This is a genomic window from Anaerocolumna sedimenticola (genome assembly GCF_009931695.1).
Taxonomy (GTDB): Bacteria; Bacillota; Clostridia; order Lachnospirales; family Lachnospiraceae; genus Anaerocolumna; species Anaerocolumna sedimenticola.
Genome location: NZ_CP048000.1, coordinates 1,697,195 through 1,720,691, shown reverse-complemented (window position 1 = coordinate 1,720,691; position 23,497 = coordinate 1,697,195). Strand labels below are relative to the sequence as shown.

The window sequence follows — 23,497 nt, the reverse complement described above, 5'->3', positions numbered from 1 at the left end:
TTAATCATTAAACCTTCTATCCTTTTTTCATACAACTTGATTTATTCAATTTAAATTTTAAACTTGATACCATTTATATCTATACTAATTAAACATAGTGAGCAGCTTATTAAGATCCATCATTTTATCGTCTATATAAAAATCAGCATTAGGTTTTCCAAAATGCAGTTCATGATAACTTACTCCCCACTCTTTCATTTGCTTTACTGTGGTATCTTTCCAATCAATTCCTGTCGCGTATCCCCTGGCCGTCAGCAGAACAATATAATTATCCATGCTGTACAACCTGTTTATTACATCAATTATTCTAACATTTGGGGTTGCAAGGGAATAATTATTGTCAGGTACCAGATTGGCAATTACCCCGTCAATGTCAAAAACAAACCGGTTACCACCTGATATTATTTTTAGATATTCTTCTGCTTTTCTAAATTCTTCTTCCGTATCAATATCATAATTTTTTTCCATTACATAACCCATAATATTAATCCCGGTCATGGAATAATTATCAATAATCGTCTTTCCTCTTGTAACATCAATACATGCATTTTGATAATAAATTGCAGGTAATTTCTGCCTTGGCATATTATATGCCTCCGGTATATCGGTCAAAATAGGATTAATAAAGTCATTTTTATCTTTAAACCACATTTTGTATGCCAATTCTTTTGCCGGTGCAATACTTCTGACAGAATCAGCTTCTTTTGTATTCAGTAACATTTCTATCATATTGTCTATATCAATTGGGTTCCTTATGGGGTAAGTAGGTCTTAATTGGACTACAATATCCGGAGAGTAATTCTCCTTTTCCTCTAGGTACTTAAGGCAATGATAAAAAACTTCAATATCCAAAGATTCATCCTGTGCATATTCCTTAGGGCGAATGAATGGTACCTCTGCACCATATTGCTGCCCTATTTTTGCATATTCCTCGCTGTCTGTACTTACAACGATACGATTTATGTATTTTGACCCTTTCGCATGTTCAATGGAATATGCCAGCATAGGTTTTCCTGCTATCAACCGTATATTTTTATTTGGTACGGATTTTGAACCACTTCTGGCCGGTATAATTGCTAATATGTTCATAATTGCATCCATTTTACCGCAAAAACATTTTGCGATACTGCCGCAAGTAAAACAGGTTAAAATCCAATCGCGGCATTCCTTTCTGTAATCAATTTTCTTTCAATCTTTATTACTTTTTAATAAATCCACCTGCAAAATATATACCATAACATTAAAAATCTATCTGAAATTGTGCATAATATTCAGTTTATTTTATACTTAACAATGCTGTTTCCAACATGGGATATATCCTGTCTACAGCCTTTGCAATGGAAGTATACAGGGTTTTGGCTTTTTCATAAGTATAGATTTTATCTTCTTTTTCATTATCGGCATAAACATATAAATCTGATATATAGGAAAAAGTATCCTGTGCGATATCCCAGTCAATTAAAATATATACGCGTTTCGCCTCGATGAAATTGTTTATCTGGCTTAACTGTTTATTTTTTTCAATACTACCCTCAGTTTCCCTGATTGATTTATTATATTTATTCAATAATCTTTTGCATATTTCTATTCCCTGATTTGCTTTTTCTTGTATATCTTTCAACTCTTTTAAATCTCTCTCTATAGATTCCTGAATAATTTTTAATTCTTCTTTCGAAATCACCGGAGGTAGTTCACGAATCATATTGTCGACATCAATATTCTTAAGACAATACTTATTTATACTATCTTTTAATGTCATTAGCTTTGTGCCCTTTATTCTGGCTCCGCCTTCCGTAGCGTCAATTACTTCCCCGTCATTTAGTAAAGTAATCGCTTCTTCAAACCATCTAAGGTAAATAAACCAATCATACCTGGTTTTAATTTCATTGCCATAAATATCTTCCACTGTCTCTAAATATCTTCCTGCTTCGCTAACATCTACTGTCATTCCGCCCGCATGAGTACTTTTTCCCGAATATGCCAAGTCACAACCAACCAGAATAATCGTTTGAAATCCAAGAGTTTTACATATGGAAAAAGCACCTGTTGTAACAGATCCTCCTGATTGAAACCAGCCAGTATCTTTGCCAACCATCTGCAACAGCTTTGCCGTGTACCCTTCCATATTAAAGAAAATTATTCTTTTATTATTTCTCTGAAGGTTTTCAGTTCTTGCCTCAATTCTACAAATCAGAGGAATATTATTACATCTGGGGTCCGATAAATGGTGAAGTGATTTTTTAGGGTCCAGGGTAACAATAAAATCAGGAATAATTTGATTTTTAAGAAGATATTTAACAGCCGTATCAACGGCAAAGATAACCGCTTTTCCCTTTGCCATCTTCAATTCATTAATATTTTTATCAAGTGATGGTCCTGCCGCCACGATAATAGCAGGTATGTCGACAGGTATTTTACCCAACAAATCCGTTACGATATTACAACCTTTTAAAAATTTAAAATTATTCATGGTATTTTTGGTAATCAGCTTACTTGTAGCAGCATTCGTGTTTTCGTTTACAAGGATACCATTGCTATTATCTTTAATTGCTTTATTAAACAAGTTGTAACTTTCTTTAAAAATTGTATCATAATGAGGATGATTACATATTACCTGCGAATTAAGATTCATCCAGTTAACGCACATTTTTAGAACATTTTTAAACTCTATTCCATTAATTTCATCCAACAATAGTATAGTATTTTCATTACCGATAATATCAGATAAATCAAAGTGTTCCATTGCTTTTACAAAAAGGTCTGTACTTGGTTCGTAGATTAGTAAGAAATCCTCTTTTTTCAACTTCAACATTAGTTCTCTTGCAAAATATCCATTACCTAAGCCAAACATGGAAACCACTATATTCAGGTTTTTAAAATCAAATTGGTTTGACCATCTTTTCGCTTCCATAACAGGACTATATAGACTGTTCAAATTATATTTATTGCCATCCACAGTTAGTGAAAACGCCGAATTTCCATCTTTAGTTTCTATTAATTGAATATCGTTATTACTCTTATTGTTATCTTCAACTAATAAAATCTTTAATTTATGAAAAAAAGCACTGCGGTGAGTTTCAAGTGCTTTCATATTATTTTCAAATAAAGACATAGCAAGGCTCCTTACCATTATAAGTTTATTGATTCCTTTAATTGTTCAGCAATTTCATAATTTAAAATATCAGCAAGCATTACATTATCCTTTATTTCCATAGCATCTAAAGCGGCTTTTAGATTGTTATTCAGCCTTTCTATATCAAACAAATGTTCTTTTTCTGTTTTAATCTTACTTATCGTATCCATCAGTATCATTATTTTACCTAATGTACCATTTAACAACACATATCCTTCCTTGGACTTCTGTTGGTATAGTAACTCTGTAATTTCATTCATTTCTTTCAAAATTTCATTAATCTGGTTCTTAATATTATTCATAATTTCACCCACCATCTCCTTTATCCGCTCGTAAATCAAATTTTCTTTAAGTTATGATTATTCATAGTTTATTTCCTATAAATTATAACACATTTTTAATCATCCTTATATCTTTATTTTATAACAAATGTCGTAATTAGTCTATTTTTATTATATCTTTATATATAGGAAATATGTTTTATCGGATGTCAAAAAAGGCTGGCCTTTCGGCCAGCCTTTAAATAATTCAATACAATTATTGTAATAATGATAATACACCCTGTGTAGACTGATTTGCCTGTGCAAGCATAGACTGAGCAGCCTGTTGAAGAATGTTATTCTTGGAGTACTGAACCATTTCAGATGCCATATCAACGTCACGGATACGGGATTCTGCAGACTGTAAGTTTTCAGCAGTATTATCAGCATTAGCAATCGTATGCTCTAAACGATTCTGAAGAGCACCTAAGTAAGATCTTTGAGTGGAAACTTTTGTAATAGCTCTGTTTACAACACTGATTAAGTTAGATATCTTTTTAGCAGCTGTAGCGCCATTAATACTACTAGCAGCATTACCTTTAGCAGCTAATGTGATCTCAGCAGCTATATCTATCTCAGTATTTCCAGTAGCCTTATCTACCAATAAGGATGCTGAATTCATGGTACCAATTGATAAACCGATTGTCTGAGCTTCATTTGCGCCAATCTGGAATGTTTTGTCAGTTAATGTACCATCCAATAATTTCATAGTATTGAATTCTGTCTGGCTGGAAATACGGTTGATTTCGCAGGTTAAAGCTTTAACTTCCTTAGCAATAGCAACACGGTCAGCTGTAACGTTAGTATCATTGGATGCCTGAACGGTTAATTCTCTCATTCTTTGAAGAATGGACTGTGTTTCACTAAGTGCACCTTCTGCTGTCTGGATTAATGAGATACCATCTTGTGCGTTAGTAGAAGCTTGTTCAAGACCTCTGATCTGTCCTCTCATCTTTTCAGAAATAGAAAGACCAGCTGCATCATCTCCAGCACGGTTAATTCTATAACCGGAAGATAATTTTTCTGTTGATTTGGAAAGATTGGTTGTAGTAATACCTAACTGTCTGTTTGTGTTGGCAGATGCCATATTATGTTGAATTATCATATGTATTTCCTCCTTGAAAGTGCAGTAGCATCCATGCTACCGTAATTATATGTTAGTAACCAATATCTTCAATTATTGCAATTAGGCCGTACGCTCCCGACAGCAATAGGAGATATTTGCTTTACTTGTAAAGTATATCGGAATAAATCATAAGAAACTTTATAGCAATAACACATTTTTTATTTTTTTTTGTCAAGAAAATAAGATTCTCCTATCGGCTGATTTCGCATACTATTGTAATAATTTGTTGCAGTACGACTACTCAGCTTAAAATTCTTGATTTCTTTTTTTCTATTTAAGAAATAGGCTTCCATCTTATTTTTATTACGTAATTCTGCAGCCTGAAGCTTGGTACTTTTTTCTGTAATCTTCCGAATTAAATCCTGTAATGTTTTGATTTGTTCCTTATGCTCAATCCGTTTGGTACTAAGTTCATCCTGTATATGGAGATATATTTTTTCAAATCCATCATCAAGCAAATTGATTTGTTCAATATATTCTTCTTTCTCTGCAAATGTTTGTTCAAATTTATCCATATCCAGATTTGGTTCATTAATATATTGTTCCTGTAAGGCTGTTATTTGTAACAGCTTGTCTAACTGATTATTTTTCTTAATTAAGGTATCCGTCAGAATATGTATATAAGTTTTATTATCCACACTAAACCTCTTTTCACAACAAGCTATTATCATTTTGTATGATTCATAACTTCCTTCCAGGTATCCCTCATAGTTCTTAGATGTTCCAGAACCTCACTTAGTATTGTCTTATCTTTATTCATATTTGCTGCAATCAAGCGCTCATATATATAACTATAAACTCTCTCAAATTCTTCAGCTACCGGATATTTAAAGTCTAGTGTTGACCGTAGATAAGCAATTATTTTCTCCGCTTTTATTATATTATTATTACTCTTACTAATATTATTTTCATCTATACCTGAAATAGCCATGTTACAAAATTTAATTGCCCCTTCAAATAACATTAATGTTAATTCAGCCGGTGTAGCTGTAGATATTTTATTGTTTTGATACGCTGAAGCTGCGTTAATTGGCATTATGTTTCCTCCTATTGAATACTCCGTATAACTTTTAAAATGCTTTTATTTAAGCATTATTTAAAGATTTAACATGTATACATTATACCTTTTTTCGCAAGAAAAATAAATACTTAATTACATAATTTATTATTATATTTAAAATAAATAAATATTAGGATAATAATATTTGATTGTGATAATTATACATTAGATACTATATATCACCTATTTGTTTGAAGTTCCAAGTAGTCCTGCTAAAGAACTGCTCTGAGACTGCATTTTCGCTAAAGCAGTTTCCATAGCTGAAAACTGTTTGTAATATTTGTTTTCCATTTCGGATAACTTATCTTCTAGGGCAGCTACTTTTTTCTTGTATTCTGTTTGCTCATTATCCATTAATTTATCATTATAAAACTTATAGATGCTTCTTACATTAGGAATTGAACTCATCTTATCATTCATGGTATCATATAATTCACCGAAAATTCCTGCTAAGGCCTCAATCGTAGCATCAGGATTTTCTGTAAGTGCTTTCATTAGTTTATCATCTTTATCAGAATAAGTTGAATCTTCCTTATTACCATAAATATGCAGTAAACCTTTTTCCGTATAGTCTGTTGAAGTCTGAATTCCAAAAGATGATAAGGAGTACTTTTTACCATCTACTGAAACAGATGACATCATAGCAATCTTCATAGAATCAATAACTGATCCTAAGGTACTGTCACGTCTTAATATGGAATCTTTAATTTTGGTTTCCCATTTTGCAATCTGATCATCGGTCATAGCTTCCTTTTCATCATCAGAAAGAGGGTCATAACCACGAGAAGAACCGGCATAGTATAAATCATTCATTTCTTTAAGGATCTCATTATAGGATTTAATGAAATCTTTTATTTTATCATAAGTTGCCTGTGTATCATTCGATACGTCCAAAGTAATGGTTTTTCCTGCTTCAGTTTTACCTTTTAGATTAATGGTTAATCCGTTGACAGTAATTGAGTTGGAACTGCTGGTTAAGTTTGCGCCGTCTAATATTATCGAAGCATCTGCTGCTTTTATTACACTCATTGCAGTCGGGTCTGATGTTGTAACTTCAGCACCCGTTATTTCACTCAAACCAAGTGCGGATAAATCACCGACTGTGTTGCTTAGATAAGAACTTAGTTTACTATAGATGCCACTTGTATTTGTTGTGGATAAAACATTTTCAGAAAAGGTAGGGTCAGCTATAGCAGTATTATAATACGTTGTTGCTCTAGCTGCATAAGCTGGATCGCTTGCATATTTTCTATCTATAGCTTTAGAAAAAATAAAATCTCTATCAGCATCAATGTATGTATTATATAAATTTTCAGCATAACTTTCTACGGTCTCAGTGTCATTAAGTGTTAACTTACCTGCAGCAATTTGTTCCTGAACCTGAGTTTGTATTTCATCTTTAATAGCTAGTATTTTATTTTCATCATCTGTAGTCCCGGAATAACTACTCAAAAGATTTGTTCGTACATCTGTCTGTTTTACATTGGCAATACACTCTGCTTTTTTATCTGCTTTCGCTTGCTCTACTGTGTATATTTGCAAGGTTTTAATAGCGTCAATCTTTTTCTGTTCTTCCGCATTAGCTCCAGCAGTGCCGTCCAACGCTTTCGTATACAAGCTTTCCAAATCGCCTGACGAAATTCCTTTTATAACTGTTAATGCATCAGAAACTTGCCTTTGTTTTGTTGCATCCAGTCCACTATACCCTGCCAGATTTTTTATATCATTAAAGGATGTTGCATCTGAGGTTATAGTAAAGGAATTAGCAGCTCCGCTTGCTTTCGAACTGATAAAAAGCCTTTTTTGAGTTGTATCATAACTGGCATTTAAACCTACACTGGAACAAGTACTGATAAAATCATCTAAAGTTGTTCTATCTGAAACAACAAGGCTTTTCTGCTTACCGTTACTCGTAACATTTATTGTTGTACCTACAGTCATACCAAGGTCTTTTAATGTGGTACTGGTTGTAATTGCTTTTCCATTTACTGTACCCAATTTACCACCAGTTACATACTGTGAACTGGCTAATTGTTCTACAGTTAGGGTATGAGCTCCTTCCGGTGCACTTGAGCCTCCTGTTACAGTAACTAAGTCATCATTGGATGAGGTTGCCTTTTTCGTCTTATAACCTCCCTGCAATCTCAATTTACTTAAATCTTCCGTATAAAGCTTATACAGTTTTGCATTTAACTCTTTCCACTTATCTTCTTTCCATTCGGATAAAGTTAACTTATCCGAGGTCTTTTTATTTTTTAACCTTTGAGCGCTCATTAATTCTTTAATAATTGATTCCGTATCTAACCCGGATATTAACCCTGTCATTCTTATAGTAGACATACTCCTACCTCCTTAGTATATTACCTTTTTTCATCAACGAGTAATCCGGCTACCTCCCAAAGCTTTTGAAGCATTTCTAAGGTTTCTTCCGGCGGTATTTCTCTTATTACCTTATCAGTATCCACATCCATCACTTTAATGGAAACCCGGTTTACTTCTTCATGATAAGAAAATTCACATCGGGTTCGTGCAGGTTTTATCTTATTATTAGTTTCATTAAGAATACTTTTGATACGGTTTGCATTTGCCTGTGCGTCTTTTTGTTTTTCTTCTTCCTTACTTTCCTGCTTACTTGTAAATGTTTTTCCGGCTGCAGTATCTGTTACTTCTGCACCTGTTGGATTGATTCCGGCTGGAACAGTAACCTGTTGTACTTTTTGCTCAGGCTTGTAATCAGCATAGGGTACTGTATTTGAAATTGATTCGATTGACATGTTGCCACCTCCGTGTGATGTGGGTACTAACCCATCCTTTTGTATTTTAGCTATTATATCGGCTTTTTTTGTAAATTATTTATAGTTGTACTCTGACCCTTCATCCGACATAATACCTATTTGGCTTCCTTACCCTTTATCTCACTTATTAATTCTCCTCATTTGTACTACCTTTTGGATGTTTCTTGGATTAATAATTATACGGTATGATTCGAGATTAAAGATCATCTTGTGTTTCCAATGAGGTACTGAGTGACCTTTTGAAGTTTCAACCATAAAACTCCAAATATATACAAATTAAAATATAAAATTTGAAATAATACAATATCATAATATTTAATTCAATAAAAATGAACTTTAATGAAACAATTTTTTCATCACATCCATTGATGCCGAACTATCGATAGCTTCTTTATTTGCCTCCTGAATCTGGATATAGATTTCCTTTCTGTAAATAGGAACAGATTTGGGAGCACTTATTCCCAATTTAACCTGATCGCCTTTTATCTCCAGTATAGAGATTTCAACATCATTTCCAATCATGATGGATTCATTCAGTTTTCTTGTAAGGGCTAGCATTATTCCTCTCCCTTCTCTTCTTTAAGCTTTTTCATTTTGTCATAGATATAATACTTCACTTCATAATTCTGATTTTCCAGGATAACCTGGGAGCCTTTCCTGGTATCTGAATTTATCAGAAATGGTGCTTTTAAATTAACTGACATTTTAGTAATATCGGTTGGTACTGTAAGTGATAATAAAATTATAAGGTTCTGTTCATCAATTTCACCTAAAGGTTTTAATATCTCGTCTTCCACAATCGGATTATAATCTTCTTTTACAAGAAAAGGATTAACAACAGGTAAGGCAAGAGCCTGCTCGTCCAAACTTTGGAGCCAGGAGATATTTGCTTTCTTCCCCTCCTCTGCATCATATAAGATGGTGTATCTTTTATATTCTTCAAATCCCATAATTCCCTGAGGAAAGGTAATTATTTTATCCGCATCCAGATCTATTTCACCAAAATATTTTGTTTTTACTAACATGTTTCTCCCTTCAGCCTTACCTTTTTATAATGGCATACTCGAACAAAGGAATCGAATATGCCACAAATCTTAAGCTTAGTACTTTCTCCAATTTTGTTTAATAATCTAATTCTAATATTGCTAATACTATTAAATAGTTTAACCTGTTAATATAATGTAAAATATTTTTTATCTATTAAATAAGAAAATATTTTAAAATATTTAATTTAAAAAGATAATCAATATTATATTAACTAAACTTTAGGAATATAAAAATTAATTCAATTACTTCCACAATCTGATACAAACTGAATTATGTATATTTAAATACCCAATATTCTTATTAATTAATCTATATCTGTATTTTACCAATAAATTATTCTATAAATCATCTGAACTTCTTAATTTTACAGAAAATCAAGCAGCGTATTTTTAACAACCTTAGCTGCCGCAGACAGAGAAGCATTATAAATAACTTCCGCGGAACTTAATTTAATATAAGTATCTACCATGTCTGCATCTTCATTTTTAGATAAAAGATCTTCAAATTCAACCTGCTGGTCGGACAACCTGCTTTCCGTAAGTTCAAGCCTTTTATATCGGCTTCCCAGGTCGGCTATTGCAACATTTAAGGTATCCTGGGATTCATTGGAATCAGTGATTCCCTTTTCAAACTTATTCTGCATAATATCATTTTTAAGAGTCAGCTCTGTTTCTAATTGTTTCTTTAATTCATTGAGCTTATCCGTCTGATTTGCATAATTGGTATCTGCCAGCATTTTATCGACTTCTGCTATTTTATCCTCTGTCGCTTTCACATCTTGTACTGCTGCTAAAATTTCGTCTATATCTCTTCCGATATCATGCTGCAAGGCATCACTGCCCTGGGTATTTACCGTTAACTTCTGACCAAAGTTAATTTCATATTGCATATCCTGATCCTGTTTCGTATATTTTTTATCCGTAGAATCATCAGTTGCACCTTTTTCGTGTGTTATACAATTAAAATAATGTTCAGGTCTTAAGTCCCCTTCTTTGAAATTGGTTTTTTTATAATCAAGCGAGAAGCTGGTTGTATTCTTTAAATTATTATAAACATTCTTTCCAAGAATTAACTCGCCGGTATCCGTAATATAATTTATTTCATTATCATCCGGAGTATATGCATTTTCATCTGTTGATTTTAATTTATTTATTGTAGGATTGTAAGCTACATCATTTCCTAAAGTATCTTTAATTTTACATGAAAAATTGCTGATACCTACATCATCCAGATTATCATAAGATAACCTTAATCGGTAGGAAGTCTGCACAGTGGGAGATTTACTATATCCTGTAGATAAAGGAAAATCATCCACAGAATAAGTATCCACAACTTTAGATATAGTTTCGATATCATTACCGGAAAAATTTTCAGTTATGGTATATTCCAAATTCGAAGTATCTTCTCCGAATATCAGACTGGTATCGGTTTTATACCCTGTAAATACATATCTGCCGGCGTAGTTTGAATTCCCTTCCTGGTAGATCTGCTGCTTGTACTGTTCCAGATTTTTTATGATACTTTCTCTGTCATCCACAGACAAAGGATCGCTGGAGCCTTGAACGCAGGCTGTATTAATCAGAGTTAGAATATCATTGATATTGTCTAAAGCACCTTCCGTTACATCCATCCAGGATTTTGCATCGGGTATATTTTTTTCATAATATTGATTCAGTTCTGTTAAATTCGTTCTTAATTTTAAAGCCCTGACTGCAACGATCGGATCTTCTGACGGGCGCTGTATCTTTTTACCTGAAGAGTATTGTTGATCTAATACCGCAAGACCATTCTTATTTTTATTAATACTGCTCATCATATTATTAGTAATCATCTGATTTGTAACTCTCATATTTTACCCCTTTGCTTATCACAGCTTCCTTTCTTCATAAATCGTGAAGAATAGCTTTCCTTGCTATTCTTCTAATGACTCGCAAGTTTTTTGCAAGACTATACCCCTGTACCATTGATTAATTTATCATAAATTTCGTTCATTGTCTGAATTACTTTTGCCGACAGGTTATAAGCATTCTGGAATTTTACCAGGTTCATGGCTTCTTCGTCTTCATCTACACCGGAAACGGATAATCTTTGATTTTTAATCATATCTAAAATATCACTTTGGTTTTGTGCAAAATTACTTGCTTTTTTGGCATCAATACCAACCTCACCTACCAGTGTTTGAAAAAAGGAAGCAGGCGTTCCCTGCTTGAACATGGAAACGTCACTTTTTAATGTCAGTAATGATTTTAAAACATCGTTATTTTCTACTCCGTTTACGATCTGTCCGTCCGTAGTAGTTACAAACTTACTGGGGTCATTTAATACTTCATCCGTGATTGTAAAATTTGATGCCGTCAAATTATAATAATCTTCATAATTATCGAACTGATAATTATCTTCGGTTACCGGATTTTTACCATTAAAAAAATCCAAACCTTTATCACCGTTTAAATCCTGCCCACTTTTATGTAGATCATTAAATTCTTTGGAAAATGTCCTGATTAATTCATTTAATTGGGATTGATAATAGGGTATCCCTTTATAATTTATATCCTCCCCTATGGAAATGTTACTTGGAACATCCTCTGTAAGGACATCATCATCAGCTATGAAAAAGTGGTATTTACAGGTATTGGTGGCAGCATCGTATTCTACTTTAAAACTATCATATTTGTATTCTTTGGTACCGATAGTAACCACACCGTCACTTGGTATATTTAATTTTTCAATCGAATTTATATTACTCGAGGAAACCACAACTTCGTTAGTATCCGTCCCGTCAACTAATGTAGTTGATTTAATTTGAGATACCTGCCCCTTAAAACCTTCATTATTATTTCCATCCCGTACTTCAATCAGGGATTTAAGATATCCGCCTAATGTTGGACTTTGGGTATTAAAGGTATTTCCATTGCTCCATTCGATATCATAAAGTCCATCAATATCATTTTGATCTGCTTTTTCTGTTCTGGGTACCAATTTCAGAGTATTGGAAGAGTCGGTATTAACCAGTGTCTGACCGTTTATTTTTACAGTAAAGCTGGTAATTCCAACATCATCCCCTACAACATTTTCGCTATAAGAAATGTTAACTATTTCAGATAAGTCATCTAATAACAATTGTCTTTGGTCCCTTAAATCATTTGCTGTTCCGCCGCTGGATTCCAAGACATTGATCTGTTTTGTAACCTGTGCAATCTGCTCGCCAAGGGAATTAATTCTTTCCACCTGATTTTTTACCTCGAAATTACATTCTTCCTGAGTACTCGAAAGATTAGCGGATAAGCTGTTAAAATACTCCGTAAGACTTTTTGCAAAATTTGTAACTTCTGTTCTTTTTGTTAAGTCGGCGCTGCTGGTAGATAAACCTTGCATACTATTAAAAAGGTTATTAAATGTAGTCGTAAAGCCCTCCAGCGTAACTTCATTAAAATAATTTTCTATTTCCGTCATACTGTATTCTTTTGCAGAATAGGAACCATATAGTGTATTGTTTTCACGGTACTTTACATCATAATAGTTATTTCTGGTCTGTGTAATTCCGGTTACATCTACACCGGTTCCTGCCATACCATAGGAACTGTTAACCCGAATCGGCACCCCAGCCTTTTGATTGAGGATTTGTCTGGTATACCCTTCTGTTTTTGCATTGGTTATGTTATGAGCTGTTGTATTAAGGGCTGCCTGGTATGTATATAACCCAGTAGTTCCTATACTTAATCCAAAAAATGTTGATGGCATATTTCCCTCTCATTCCGCCGCCCTCATCGGCACAAATTTTGATGAAAGAAACCCGCCGAACGGGTTCTTCCCAAATGAATTAGATTGAATCAATTCACTTTATGTAAGTAATTTTTCTTTCACTTTTACTTCTGGTTAATGTTTCGCTTTCTATTATCTTCCCAGTGTTGATATAATATGTTCCAGCATTTCATCGATTACATTAATATATCTGGACGATGCATTATAGGCATGCTGAAATTTAATTAAATTGGTCAGTTCTTCATCCGAAGATACCCCGGCAACCTGCTGCCTCTGGTCATCGATATTACTAGCTAATGTAGCCTGATTTGTACTTATACTGTTAAGTTCCTCTCCCCGTGTTGCTAATTCACCTATAAAAGAGGTATAGTAGTCCGAAAAGTTGTTTTTTGTTAATGTATTAGGAGAAATGGTGGCAAATGGTTCTTTCCACTTAGTCACTAAAGCTTCTGCAACTTTCTGGTCAACATCTCCCGTTCCAGCGTTAGAGCTGATTGGAATTAAAGAATAATTACTTTTAATATCCTTGTTTATCTCAAGTTCCCCCAGTGTATATAGGGAATAGTTATTATCCTTATCCTCTGCATTATATTTCTTTACAGTCTTTGGTTCGCTTGTTACAGCCCCTGTTATTGGATCTACTACTTTTACCATTACATTTACTGTTTCGTAACGTTCCATGGATTTACGTTCAAACAACGCTTCTCCCATGGTATGATTGCTATCCATACCTGCCGGTGCATTCTCTTCATCCAATACGGTCATTTTCGTTCCATCTGCTAAAGTAATTTCCTTATTCGGACATAATATATCATTAATGGCAGTCACCACACCATGAATTAACTGGTCAAACTGAGCCTGCACTGTCATAATAACGGAGGTATTAATAGTACTGTTATATTCGTCCTGAGATAACAGCATATCCGTATAGTTGGCCGTATCATCACCCCGGCAGACTAAAAGACCTTTTAAAGAACCAACATCCGTATCATTTTTGGAAGTAGCTTCATTTTCCAGATTAAATACATCCGCATTATTAAAATCTGTCCATACCGGTTTTAAGAGATCGGATGAATCGCTTACCTTAGCCGTTCCCATTTCAAATGTATTGCTTTCCGTAACTAATGGTACACCCTCGGCATTAACGGTAACAACACCGTTAGAATCTTCTTTATATGTGATACTGATAATCTGTCCTAACTCATCAAGTAGATTATTTCTTTCATCCCGTAAATCATTGGCATGTTCCAGCCCATTACTTTCGTATCTGCTTATTTTATTATTTAAGTTGTATATTTCATCTGCAATTTCATTTACACGGTCAACTTTATCCTGAATCTGCGTATTTAAATTAATCTGATATTTTTTTAATTGGTCTTGTATCGCTTCCGCACGTTCTAAAAAAGACTCCGCATTCTGTACTACGGTTGAACGCGTTTCAATCAGGCTTGGCGTTTTTGATAATTCTTGCAGAGAGGTCCACAGATCCGACATGGAATTCTGAAAAGCGACTCCCTCTAGTTCGCCGTACATACTTTCTACTTCCTGTACCGCTTCATATTGTACTTCATAAAAGCCCTGCCTGCCCACTTCCTGCCGGTATGCTTTATCTAAAAATACATCTCTGACTTGTCTTACTGTTTCAATATCTACCCCTAACCCTGACTGAAGTGTAGATAAATGTGTAACGCCCCACTTAATATAACGGCTGTCCGACTGTACTACCTGCTGTCTTACATAACCGGTCGTACCGACATTAGCCAAATTGTGTGCCGTGGTATTTAAAGAGTTCTGACTGGTTCTTAAACCGGATACACCTATATATAAACTGCTCATTAAACTCATGGAATTTCACCTGCCTTTACTTGCTTTGTATCCTGCTACTGCTTTGCGTCAAACATCCCTGTCTGCAAAGAGGGCATATCAAGTTGTGAAGCGCCCTTATTGTAGCTTAGATTCCCCGGTGACATCCTTGTACTCTGAATAAAATTCATATTGAATTCTATCATCTCTAGGGATTGCTGTATTAACGATTTGTTATGATTGTTGATATCAACAAGTCTTTGAATTGTCTTCTTAAGATTATCATGAATTTCGGAAAGTTGTCTCTGTTCTTTCGGTTGTTTATCCAATATCTGTATGATTGATTTGATATGGATTGTTTTAGGATCTCTGCTGATAACGGTGCCTATATTCACAATAACGTTCTCCCGTTTTCGCTCCAAAGCAGTAATTTTATCTACCATAACCTGTTCCTTATTGGTAATATCCTGCAGATTATCAAGGTCATTACTGATAATTACCTGGGTTTTATTCTCCGCAATGGGAATTAACTGCTTATAAATATCATACTCTTCTTGCAGCGTATGAATTAATTCTTCAATTAAGCTTGCCACTAAAACAACCCTCTTTTCCTATGATGTTAATGTAATGAAATAGACTACCTGCTAAATTAATTTTTCAAAATAGCTATCCAGTATTTTATCAGCAACTTCTTCCATACTTATGTTATAAGTTCCTGATTCCATACGGCTCTTTATATCATTTATTTTGTCTGTTCTAATATCCTGTGTGCTTGCGATTGCTTGTTTTGCAACCTGACAATCCTTTGCAGTTCTTGATATTTCAAGTTGATCTGCCGCCTTAGTCCCTGCCGCTTTCATTGTTTTTTGTACCGCATTTGTCTGATATACCTGTGAAATTTTGTTATATGCATCTATACGCATTGTTTTCACCACCTGTTCTAACCTTTACATATTTCTTATATTTTATTTATCGGACGTTTTGCACTTTACATTATAGTTAATTTTGTTTTTTTATATTTTTTCTGGAAATAATTTACTTTTTCTTTTTGGGCGTGAAAAAGACCATTGTAAAATTTACAACAGTCTTTTGATACTCAATTCATTTTGTATTATATATATAACTGGAAAGCTTCCGTTGCTAATACTTCATATCTTTTAAAACATCACAGAAATCAAAGGTAGCAAAATAATCTTTCGGTTCTTCCCCACGGCGGATTAACTGAACGGATCCGTCTTCTTTTAATAACAATTCCGCAGATTTTAATTTTCCGTTATAGTTATACCCCATTGCGAATCCATGGGCACCGGTATCATGAATTACCAGAAGGTCTCCTATATCTATCTTAGGAAACATACGGTCTATAGCAAATTTATCATTATTTTCGCATAATGATCCTGTAATATCATACTTATAATCATTTGGTTCATTTTCTTTACCCATTACGGTAATATGATGATATGCACCATACATGGCAGGCCTCATAAGGTTAACAGCACAGGCATCCAGCCCAATATATTCCTTGTAGATATGTTTTTCATGCAGAACGGTTGCTACCAGATGACCATAAGGAGCCAGCATATATCTTCCTAACTCTGTATAAATTTCCACATCACCCATACCGGCCGGTACCAATACTTCCTCAAAAGCCTTGCGTACGCCTTCTCCGATTTCCATAATATCATTCTCAGGCTGATCCGGTTTATAAGGAATTCCTATTCCACCGGACAGGTTAATGAATTTAATATGAGCGCCTGTCTTCTCCTTTAGCTCAACAGCCAGTTCAAATAATATCTTTGCTAATGCGGGGTAATATTCATTGGTAACCGTGTTGCTTGCCAGAAATGAATGGATACCAAATTCTTTTGCACCAAGGCTCTTTAATTTTTTATATCCTTCAATCATTTGCTCTTTTGTAAATCCATACTTTGCATCACCGGGATTATCCATTATACTATTGCTTATTTTAAATAAACCGCCGGGATTATATCTGCAGCAGATCGTTTCCGGAATTCCTGCTGTCTTTTCCAAAAAATCGATATGGGTAAAATCATCCAGGTTAATAATAGCATTTAATTCTTTTGCTTTCATAAATTCTTCCGCCGGAGTGGCATTGGAAGAAAACATAATATTATGGCCTTTGATTCCTAGTGCTTCTGAAAGCATTAATTCTGTCAGGGAGGAGCAGTCCGTTCCACAGCCTTCCTCATTTAAAATTTTAATAATAAATGGATTCGGTGTAGCTTTTACCGCAAAATATTCTCTGTATCCTTTATTCCAGGAAAATGCCTTTTTTAACTTTCTTGCATTCTCGCGTATTCCTTTTTCGTCATAAATATGAAACGGTGTAGGATATTGTTTCGTTATTTCTTTTAACTGTTCTAATGTTACGAATGGTTTTTTCATCTTTCGCTCCAATCTGCCTTATAAAAAGGCTTCTATTTTATGGTAAAAAGAATGAAGGTTTTCGCCTTCATTGATTTCGTATATTTATTCATTTTTTTATTATAGAAATCACTATAATATATAATCAAAAAGTTGTCAATTGCTTTTCTGATCTATTTTATGCCGCTGATAATTTTTTGTCTTTTAACAATGCTATAACTTGTATCAATATTACATATTTATTAATACATAGATAGTTTTATAATACAGCTGCTTATATACTTTCCTCCATTGGGATTATGGTATAATTTTTCCTCATTTTAACACATTGAATGAAATCATGAATATCTTTGAGAACATAGTCAAAATTCATACCAATATGTATAGAAGTTGCATGATGGGCATCCGAACCTCCGGTTATCGGTTTATTATTTTTATTTGCATATTCCACAGCTTTTTGATTATAGATAGGAAGCTGATTACCGGCATTCATAATTTCAACTGCATCCTCATATTCCGGAAATAACCGGATTTCAGAAATATAATCCGCTTTACGAAATGGATGTGCATGTACAAACAATCCACCCTCTTCCCGTATTCGCCTGAAATGTTCCGGAATGTCCCAGTTTAGAATATCCGGATTCTTAAGCAGCCACTGCTTATCCAGACCATAAACTAAAAAGTCGGTTCCGCAAAAACTTTCTTCCCAGCCAAATAAGACGGATATCCCTATTTTTTCCCCTTCTTCTAAGGCATGCTCGTAACCTAAGACAAATCTTTCTATCCTTTCTTCCCAAGGTAAGTTTCTTGGTACGGAAGAATTACCATTAAAAAAATGGTCTGTTATTATTATTCCCGTATATCCTAATTCCTTATATAACCTGGCCTGTTTAGCCCCGCTCATGGAAGCACAGGCACTTGATTCCGACGTATGCACATGAGTATCGTATTTATACATTATCTGATTATCTTCTTTCCCTGTTTTATTTCTAACTGAAACTATATCACAGTTTTTATACTCGTTTTATAAAATCCTCATTACCGAACTTAGTTTAGCATAAATATATGTCGAATTCAATCCTTGCTGTAATATATCAATAGCTTCCTGCTTTTTTGTTCTTATTTTGTGAATGTTTATGTACTATAGAATGTACATTACTAACTGTTTTAATCATTTAACGTCTGTTAAGCCATTTGCTGCCAGGCTTTATTTAATAGGAAATTGGTACTTCCTACGAACATATGATTGTTCAAAAAACTGGATTTCCCACAAAAGATATGTTACAATATTTCTAATTGCTTAAATCAGCCGTAAGAAACAAACTGCTGGTTTCTTACTGTTTGCGTGCATACTTGCATCGATACAAAACCAGTACGGCAGATTCATATTATTTAAGAGAGGATTCGAATAATGGAACAATATACAGGAAGTCAAATTGTAGTTTTGGAAGGTTTAGAGGCTGTCAGGAAGCGGCCGGGAATGTACATCGGAAGTACCGGTTCCAGAGGTTTACACCACTTAATCTGGGAGATTTTAGACAACGGAATTGATGAACATCTGGCAGGTTTCTGTACACAAATTAATATCATTCTGCAAAAAGACGGCGGCATTACCATTCAGGATAACGGTAGAGGTGTGCCTGTAGATATTCATCCGACTAAAAAAATTCCTACGGCACGTGTAGTTTATACGATTCTCCATGCCGGCGGTAAATTCGGTGGTTCTGTTTATAAAGTATCCGGTGGACTTCATGGGGTAGGTGCTTCGGTTGTAAATGCACTTTCCAGCCGAATGATTGTTGAAATCAAACGTGACGGTAAGATATACCGGGACGAATATCAAAATGGTGGACATCCTGCCATAGAACTTGTGGACGGTTTACTTCCCGTAGTTGGTAAATGCAATAAAAGTGATACGGGAACCAAGGTTATTTTTTACCCTGACGAAACAATCTTTGAAACCGTTGAATTTAAAGCGGATACCATTAAGAAAAAATTAAAAGAAATAGCTTTTTTAAATAAAAACCTGTTAATTCATTTTACCGATTTAAATACCGGCGAAGAAGCCTCCTATCAGGAGGAATTCGGAATTAAAAGTTTTGTTTCCTATTTAAACAGGGAAGCAACTCTGCTTCATGCCGAACCTATATATGTAGACGGAACCAGCGGGGAGATAGAAGTTGAAGTAGCCTTTCAATATACCGATACTTACACAGAGCAGATTAATGCTTATTGTAACCGAATCAACGTAGTGGATGGAGGTACTCTGGTAACCGGTTTTAAAACTGCACTTACCAGAGTCATGAACCAATACGCCAGGGAACTGGGTATTTTGAAAGAGAAAGATGAGAATTTTGACGGAAAAGACATCCGAAACGGTTTAGTTGCGATTATCTCCATTAAACACCCGGATCCCCAGTTTGAGGGCCAGACGAAAACCAAACTTGGCAATACGGATGCGAAAAGTGCCGTAGATGAGGTATTTGCGGCTGAAGTACAGCGCTATTTTGATAAAAATGTAGAAGTTCTTAAAAGTATACTGGATAATTCCATGAAATCCTATGCCGCCAGAAAAGCCGGTGATAAAGCCCGCACCGCTGTTATGAAACAATTATCCGACGTAGACACCAGAAGTAAACTTGCCTCCTGCTCTTCCAAAAAGCCGGAGGAGTGTGAAGTTTATATCGTCGAGGGTGATTCTGCGGGCGGTACCGTAAAAACTGCAAGAAACCGCAGAACCCAGGCCGTACTTCCCTTACGCGGCAAGATTTTAAATGTGGAAAAGTCCTCCTTGGAAAAAATCCTGTTAAATAATGAAATTAAATCCATGATTGCCTCCTTTGGCTGTGGTATTGGGGATGAATTCGATATTAATAAACTCCGTTACGGTAAAATTATAATATTAACCGATGCCGATGTGGACGGAGCTCATATAAGTACCTTACTCCTTACTTTCTTTTATCGTTTTATGCCGGAGCTGATATTAGAAGGCAAGGTATTTCGCGGTCTTCCGCCGTTATATAAAGTCGACTATGAAACCACGGTGAAAGGCAAAAAGAAAAAGCAGTCAGAATATCTTTTTAATGACTTTGAATTGGAGAAATTCCGTAAGAAAACAGAAAATAAAATAGTTAGCCTGCAGCGGTACAAAGGTCTTGGTGAAATGGATGCCAATCAGTTATGGGAAACCACCTTAAATCCTGATACCAGAATCCTTGCCCAGATTACCATCAGTGATACCGTGGAAGCGGATGAAATCACCAACACGCTAATGAGCAGCAATGTACCGCCAAGAAAAACATTTATTCTGGAAGAAGCTAAATATGCAAATCTGGATATATAATCCAGATACCTGAAAAATGTTGTACAGATATTTCGAGACAAAAAGATGGTAACTGGACCTTTTCTGTCTTTCATATCTATGTATTTGCTTACCTTACATTTACTACATTCATATGGTCGGCGCAAAAACATAAAAATGAAATCATGAAAATGTAAATTAGCTTACCAACCCTCTAAAATATCTGAAAAACAGGTTAATAATTCCAAGATTAATGAGATTAGATAATTGCGAAACTCCAATATTGTATCTATATATCATCCAATTGATACAATTTTAGAGCTGAATCTTGCCCGGAGGGCAACTGAAGCTATAAAATTCGTATCAATTGGATAGTATATTCGAAAAACTACATAGTTTCCCAATTACCTAAGAATAATCATATATAAAGGAGAATTTATGAGTAAGAATACGGAGAATATTATACAGCTGGATTTTTCAGAAGAGATGAGAAATTCCTATAGAGATTATGCCATGAGTGTAATTATTGCCAGGGCACTGCCGGATGTCAGAGATGGCCTAAAACCGGTTCAGAGACGCATCCTCTATGCCATGAGTGAGCTTGGCTTAGACCCCAAAAAACCCCATAGAAAAAGCGCACGTATCGTGGGTGATACCATGGGTAAATATCACCCCCATGGTGACAGTTCCATCTATGAAGCATTGGTAAGAATGACAGAGGACTACTCTCTTTCTATTCCTTTGGTAGACGGCCATGGTAATTTTGGTTCCATTGATGGGGACGGAGCCGCAGCGATGCGTTATACGGAGGCCCGTTTATCTTTAGGTGCGATGACCATGCTGGATCATCTGGAAAAAGGTCTTGTGGAGTTTATCCCAAACTTTGATGACAGTGAAAAAGAGCCAACCGTACTTCCTGCCATGATTCCCAATCTGCTGATCAACGGTACTACCGGTATAGCCGTAGGTATGGCTACCAATATACCGCCTCATAATCCAGGCGAAGTAATTGACGGTGCTATTGCTTATTTGGATAACCCGGATATCTCCATAGAAAAATTGATGAAATATATTCCGGCACCGGATTTTCCGACAGGTGGTTCCATCATAAATCAAAGTGACATACGGCAGATTTATGAATCCGGAGAAGGAAAAATCCGCATCCGTTCTAAAATAGAAATAGAAAATGGCGAAAATGGCCGTAAGAATATAGTAATTACCGAAATCCCTTATACCATCGCCGGTAATAAAACCAAACTGGTTGAAAGCTTAGTTTCCATGATGAAAGATAAAGTTTTCGATGAAATCTTTGATGTAAGGGATGAATCTTCAAAAGAAGGGATCCGCATCGTTGTAGAAGTAAAAAAAGACCGTGATATTGATAATTTATTAAACGGCTTGTATAAGAAAACTCCTATGGAAGATACCTATGGAGTAAACCTTCTTGCTGTAAAAGAACAGCAGCCCATTGTTTTCAATTTAAAAAGTATTCTGGAAGAATTCATTCGTTTCCAGGAAGAACTTTATACCAAAGAATTCAGGCATCTGTTAGAAAAAGCGGAAAACCGCCTGGAAATTGTAGATGGTTTAATCCGGGCTACGGATGTAATTGATCTGATTATTGAGATTTTAAGAGGAAGTTCTTCTATAAAACAAGCGAAAGCCTGTTTAACCAATGGGGACATTACGGATATCAAGTTTAAAACAAAACAATCCGAAAAAGAAGCTTCTACTCTTAATTTTACGGACCGCCAGGCAGATGCCATACTGGCTATGCCTTTAAGTAAGTTAATCGGTTTGGAAATACTGAAACTACACGAAGAGAATGATTCCCTGCTCAGTAGTATAGCCGAATATAAAATGATTCTAGGAGATGTGAATGAACTCAATAAAGTCATTAAAAATCGTCTGAAAGAGTATAAAAAGACATTTAATATTCCAAGAAGAACTCAGTTAGATAATGTGGATGTGAGTACCGGATATGTGGAGGAAATAAAGATTGAGGATATTTATGTACTGATTGACCGTTTCGGCTATACCAAATCAGTGGATACCTCCAGTTTCTCCCGTGCTTCAGAAGAGAATCTAAAAGAGTTTGCCCATATCATACTAATGAAAAATAACGATAAATTATGTTTATTTACTGCCGAGGGCAATATGTACCAGGTAAAAGCCGGTGCTATCCCAAAATGTAAAATAAAGGATAAAGGTGTTTTGATTCAGACTTTATGTAAAGTTGATAAGGAAAACATCTTAATGTACACCTCCTTTGAACAGTTATTTGAGTCCCAATTAGTTTTCTCCACCAAATCCGGTTATATCAAGCAGGTATCCGGAGTAGAATTTGAAACGAACCGTTCCGTAATCGCCGCAACGAAACTGGATGACGGTGATCAGATCGTAAATGTCATCAAACTAAGTGCCGGAGAAATTTTATCAGGTGACCGAAAAGTAATTCTACTTACGGAAAAGGGATTATCCCTCGGATATTCTCTTGACGAAGTCACAGAAATGAAAAAAACCGGACGAGGAGTCAAATCCATAGACTTAGAAAAAAATGATACGGTTGCTTTTACTGCTGTTGTAAAACCTACTGACGAAACCTTTGTATTTAACGGTAAGGAATTAAGTGTTAAGAAAGTCCGTAACCGCAAGCGTGGTCAGAAAGGACAGAAAGCGCAGCTATAATCAAACATTTGAATAAATTCTATCTAAGATAATGTGGTATTATATAAAAATGGTTCAATACGAATAATCCGAAATTT

General features: G+C 35.0%; 19 protein-coding genes. 2 read left to right on the top strand and 17 right to left on the bottom strand.

The window, feature by feature from the left end; all coding sequences use genetic code 11:
* Positions 1–84: 84 nt before the first annotated feature.
* From Ana3638_RS07735 to Ana3638_RS07655, 17 genes are all read right to left on the bottom strand, one after another.
* The gene (locus Ana3638_RS07735; RefSeq protein ID WP_161837512.1) at positions 85–1,089 is read right to left on the bottom strand and encodes an acylneuraminate cytidylyltransferase family protein; all 1,005 of its coding nucleotides are present in this window, start codon (positions 1,087–1,089) and stop codon (positions 85–87) included.
* A gap of 187 nt (positions 1,090–1,276) precedes the next feature.
* Entirely contained in the window at positions 1,277–3,112 is a 1,836-nt protein-coding gene (locus Ana3638_RS07730) for a motility associated factor glycosyltransferase family protein (protein ID WP_161837511.1), read from the bottom strand.
* Between the two features lie 17 nt (positions 3,113–3,129).
* Positions 3,130–3,435 (bottom strand): hypothetical protein, encoded by a 306-nt coding sequence (locus Ana3638_RS07725; RefSeq protein WP_161837510.1) that lies wholly within the window; start codon positions 3,433–3,435, stop codon positions 3,130–3,132.
* 235 nt (positions 3,436–3,670) lie between these two features.
* Positions 3,671–4,558 carry a flagellin N-terminal helical domain-containing protein gene (locus tag Ana3638_RS07720; protein ID WP_161837509.1) on the bottom strand — a complete coding sequence of 296 codons (888 nt, stop codon included), beginning with the start codon at positions 4,556–4,558 and terminating at the stop codon, positions 3,671–3,673.
* A 179-nt stretch (positions 4,559–4,737) separates the two neighbouring features.
* The gene (locus Ana3638_RS07715) at positions 4,738–5,217 is read right to left on the bottom strand and encodes a flagellar protein FlgN (protein WP_161837508.1); all 480 of its coding nucleotides are present in this window, start codon (positions 5,215–5,217) and stop codon (positions 4,738–4,740) included.
* A 29-nt stretch (positions 5,218–5,246) separates the two neighbouring features.
* On the bottom strand, positions 5,247–5,615 hold the full coding sequence (gene fliS / locus Ana3638_RS07710; protein WP_161837507.1) for a flagellar export chaperone FliS: 369 nt from the start codon (positions 5,613–5,615) through the stop codon (positions 5,247–5,249).
* Between the two features lie 207 nt (positions 5,616–5,822).
* A complete protein-coding gene (gene fliD / locus Ana3638_RS07705) occupies positions 5,823–7,979 on the bottom strand; it encodes a flagellar filament capping protein FliD (protein ID WP_161837506.1) in 2,157 nt (718 codons plus the stop codon).
* Positions 7,980–7,999: 20 nt separating this feature from the next.
* Positions 8,000–8,413, bottom strand: coding sequence for a flagellar protein FlaG (locus tag Ana3638_RS07700; RefSeq protein WP_161837505.1), 414 nt, complete (start codon positions 8,411–8,413; stop codon positions 8,000–8,002).
* A gap of 357 nt (positions 8,414–8,770) precedes the next feature.
* The gene (csrA, locus tag Ana3638_RS07695; protein ID WP_161837504.1) at positions 8,771–8,992 is read right to left on the bottom strand and encodes a carbon storage regulator CsrA; all 222 of its coding nucleotides are present in this window, start codon (positions 8,990–8,992) and stop codon (positions 8,771–8,773) included.
* Positions 8,992–9,459, bottom strand: coding sequence for a flagellar assembly protein FliW (gene fliW, locus Ana3638_RS07690; protein WP_161837503.1), 468 nt, complete (start codon positions 9,457–9,459; stop codon positions 8,992–8,994). The genes csrA and fliW overlap by 1 nt, the downstream gene beginning before the upstream one ends.
* 386 nt (positions 9,460–9,845) lie before the next feature.
* Positions 9,846–11,330, bottom strand: coding sequence for a flagellar hook-associated protein FlgL (gene flgL / locus Ana3638_RS07685; protein ID WP_161837502.1), 1,485 nt, complete (start codon positions 11,328–11,330; stop codon positions 9,846–9,848).
* A 98-nt stretch (positions 11,331–11,428) separates the two neighbouring features.
* The gene (gene flgK / locus Ana3638_RS07680; RefSeq protein ID WP_161837501.1) at positions 11,429–13,222 is read right to left on the bottom strand and encodes a flagellar hook-associated protein FlgK; all 1,794 of its coding nucleotides are present in this window, start codon (positions 13,220–13,222) and stop codon (positions 11,429–11,431) included.
* Between the two features lie 153 nt (positions 13,223–13,375).
* Positions 13,376–15,088 carry a flagellar hook-associated protein FlgK gene (gene flgK, locus Ana3638_RS07675; RefSeq protein ID WP_161837500.1) on the bottom strand — a complete coding sequence of 571 codons (1,713 nt, stop codon included), beginning with the start codon at positions 15,086–15,088 and terminating at the stop codon, positions 13,376–13,378.
* 35 nt (positions 15,089–15,123) lie between these two features.
* A complete protein-coding gene (locus Ana3638_RS07670; RefSeq protein ID WP_161837499.1) occupies positions 15,124–15,639 on the bottom strand; it encodes a flagellar protein FlgN in 516 nt (171 codons plus the stop codon).
* Positions 15,640–15,690: 51 nt separating this feature from the next.
* Positions 15,691–15,969 (bottom strand): flagellar biosynthesis anti-sigma factor FlgM, encoded by a 279-nt coding sequence (gene flgM, locus Ana3638_RS07665; RefSeq protein WP_161837498.1) that lies wholly within the window; start codon positions 15,967–15,969, stop codon positions 15,691–15,693.
* A gap of 217 nt (positions 15,970–16,186) precedes the next feature.
* A complete protein-coding gene (locus Ana3638_RS07660) occupies positions 16,187–17,452 on the bottom strand; it encodes a diaminopimelate decarboxylase (protein ID WP_161837497.1) in 1,266 nt (421 codons plus the stop codon).
* Between the two features lie 253 nt (positions 17,453–17,705).
* Positions 17,706–18,389 (bottom strand): PHP domain-containing protein, encoded by a 684-nt coding sequence (locus tag Ana3638_RS07655; protein ID WP_161837496.1) that lies wholly within the window; start codon positions 18,387–18,389, stop codon positions 17,706–17,708.
* Positions 18,390–18,842: 453 nt separating this feature from the next.
* On the opposite strand from Ana3638_RS07655, the gene Ana3638_RS07650 reads away from it, so the two are divergent.
* Positions 18,843–20,774 (top strand): DNA gyrase/topoisomerase IV subunit B, encoded by a 1,932-nt coding sequence (locus tag Ana3638_RS07650; protein WP_161837495.1) that lies wholly within the window; start codon positions 18,843–18,845, stop codon positions 20,772–20,774.
* 396 nt (positions 20,775–21,170) lie between these two features.
* Complete coding sequence (locus Ana3638_RS07645) at positions 21,171–23,420, top strand: DNA gyrase/topoisomerase IV subunit A (RefSeq protein ID WP_161837494.1); 2,250 nt, start codon at positions 21,171–21,173, stop codon at positions 23,418–23,420.
* Positions 23,421–23,497: the final 77 nt, after the last annotated feature.

Coding starts and splice junctions, on each gene's coding strand:
- Ana3638_RS07730 (WP_161837511.1), bottom strand. CDS start 3,112: ATGTCTTTATTTGAAAATAATATGAAAGCACTTGAAACTCACCGCAGT.
- Ana3638_RS07700 (WP_161837505.1), bottom strand. CDS start 8,413: ATGTCAATCGAATCAATTTCAAATACAGTACCCTATGCTGATTACAAG.
- Ana3638_RS07720 (WP_161837509.1), bottom strand. CDS start 4,558: ATGATAATTCAACATAATATGGCATCTGCCAACACAAACAGACAGTTA.
- Ana3638_RS07645 (WP_161837494.1), top strand. CDS start 21,171: ATGAGTAAGAATACGGAGAATATTATACAGCTGGATTTTTCAGAAGAG.
- fliD (WP_161837506.1), bottom strand. CDS start 7,979: ATGTCTACTATAAGAATGACAGGGTTAATATCCGGGTTAGATACGGAA.
- flgM (WP_161837498.1), bottom strand. CDS start 15,969: ATGCGTATAGATGCATATAACAAAATTTCACAGGTATATCAGACAAAT.
- flgK (WP_161837500.1), bottom strand. CDS start 15,088: ATGAGTTTAATGAGCAGTTTATATATAGGTGTATCCGGTTTAAGAACC.
- flgL (WP_161837502.1), bottom strand. CDS start 11,330: ATGAGAGTTACAAATCAGATGATTACTAATAATATGATGAGCAGTATT.
- fliW (WP_161837503.1), bottom strand. CDS start 9,459: ATGTTAGTAAAAACAAAATATTTTGGTGAAATAGATCTGGATGCGGAT.
- Ana3638_RS07725 (WP_161837510.1), bottom strand. CDS start 3,435: ATGAATAATATTAAGAACCAGATTAATGAAATTTTGAAAGAAATGAAT.
- csrA (WP_161837504.1), bottom strand. CDS start 8,992: ATGCTAGCCCTTACAAGAAAACTGAATGAATCCATCATGATTGGAAAT.
- Ana3638_RS07655 (WP_161837496.1), bottom strand. CDS start 18,389: ATGTATAAATACGATACTCATGTGCATACGTCGGAATCAAGTGCCTGT.
- fliS (WP_161837507.1), bottom strand. CDS start 5,615: ATGCCAATTAACGCAGCTTCAGCGTATCAAAACAATAAAATATCTACA.
- Ana3638_RS07735 (WP_161837512.1), bottom strand. CDS start 1,089: ATGAACATATTAGCAATTATACCGGCCAGAAGTGGTTCAAAATCCGTA.
- Ana3638_RS07650 (WP_161837495.1), top strand. CDS start 18,843: ATGGAACAATATACAGGAAGTCAAATTGTAGTTTTGGAAGGTTTAGAG.
- Ana3638_RS07660 (WP_161837497.1), bottom strand. CDS start 17,452: ATGAAAAAACCATTCGTAACATTAGAACAGTTAAAAGAAATAACGAAA.
- flgK (WP_161837501.1), bottom strand. CDS start 13,222: ATGCCATCAACATTTTTTGGATTAAGTATAGGAACTACTGGGTTATAT.